This is a genomic window from Exiguobacterium sp. s36, from assembly GCF_018618345.1.
In the GTDB taxonomy this organism is placed as follows: Bacteria; Bacillota; Bacilli; order Exiguobacteriales; family Exiguobacteriaceae; genus Exiguobacterium; species Exiguobacterium chiriqhucha.
In genome coordinates this window covers 1-219 of the sequence record NZ_JACSLW010000040.1, presented here as the reverse complement: position 1 = coordinate 219, position 219 = coordinate 1, and the positions used below count along the sequence as shown (strand labels likewise).

Sequence of the window (219 nt, the reverse complement as noted above, 5' to 3'; positions counted from 1 at the left end):
GACCCCCAACTACTTTCGGCGCTGAAGCGCTTAACTTCCGTGTTCGGCATGGGAACGGGTGTGGCCGCTTCGCCATCGCCACCAGACATCGAGAGATCGTTCTCTCAAAACTGAAGACTCATCAATTCATACAAACCATTAGACTAGATCAAAGCCTCGACCGATTAGTATCATTCAGCTCCACACGTCGCCGTGCTTCCACCCATGACCTATCTACCT

The 219-nt window shown here is 51.6% G+C and carries 1 rRNA gene; it reads right to left on the bottom strand.

The window, feature by feature from the left end:
* Positions 1 to 86: ribosomal RNA gene (gene rrf / locus KNP95_RS16025) — 5S ribosomal RNA — on the bottom strand; the annotation flags it as partial.
* Between the last annotated feature and the right edge of the window lie 133 nt (positions 87 to 219).